Origin of the sequence: Serratia oryzae, from assembly GCF_001976145.1 — a bacterium.
Classification (GTDB): Bacteria; Pseudomonadota; Gammaproteobacteria; order Enterobacterales; family Enterobacteriaceae; genus Chania; species Chania oryzae.
The window spans coordinates 1-892 of record NZ_MOXD01000053.1 but is presented as its reverse complement, the minus strand read 5'-3'; the positions used below and the strand labels follow the sequence as shown (position 1 = coordinate 892).

Below are 892 nucleotides of genomic sequence, written 5' to 3'. Positions count from 1 at the left end.
GTTGAAACGGTGCGTCTGGCTGTCGCCGCTGGAGCGCCAGTCGAAGCCCTGATTGTTGATGGTCGAGAGGTAGTCGCTGTAGGAATAGTTGTAATCCGCCAGCCAGTAGCCGTAAGGCAGGCTGACACCGGCCTGCACGCTGCGGGCGTTGTGATCGCTGGCGAAATCGCTGCTGCGCGCGCCGGAGACAAACCACTGATCCGCCAACCCCAGCAGGTTATTGCCGGTCAGCGAGCCGTTGATCTGCCCGGTGCCGGTGCTTTTTTGCCCGCTGTTATCGAACCCCAACCCCAGCATCACCGGGAATTCCGGCGTGGCGGTCAGGTTCACCACCGAATAGCCCGGCTGGCTGCCGGGCAGGATTTCAATCTTGACCGGTTGCTGACGCAGGCGGTTGATCTGCTCCATGCCCTGTTCGATATCGCGCAGGTTAAGGATAGTGCCCACCAGGCCGGGGAACGCCATCTTCAGCATGCGGTCATCGCGTTTATCCAACTGGATCTTCTCCAGTTGGCCTTCAAGAATGAGAAGCTTCAGTTCCCCGTGAGACAGATCCTGCTCAGTGAGGAACGCGCGGCTGGTGATGTAACCGCGCGCGATATACCAGTCGGAGACCTGTTGTACCAGGGTTTGGATCTGTGCCAGATTCAGGCAGCGCTGGAGATAAGGCTGCGTGAGCGTTTGCTGCACGCTGGCAGGCAGGTGAGTGGCACCCTCAAGACGGATGGTATTGAGGGTGAAACAGGGGCCACCTTCAGCCGCAACGGGTGGGGCCTCTGGGCGCGTAGGGGAAATGCTGCGTTGCAGTTGCTGGCGCTGCTGCTGGTTTTGCTGCAGCAGATCACGCTGTTGCTGCTGGATGGTGTCGCGATCGGCGGGGCTGAGAAACGCG

Annotated in this window: 1 protein-coding gene; it reads right to left on the bottom strand. The window is 60.3% G+C overall.

Annotated elements, in window-relative coordinates:
- A partial coding sequence (locus tag BMI79_RS22845) for a ShlB/FhaC/HecB family hemolysin secretion/activation protein (RefSeq protein ID WP_143555418.1) occupies positions 1–892 on the bottom strand: 892 nt, incomplete at both ends.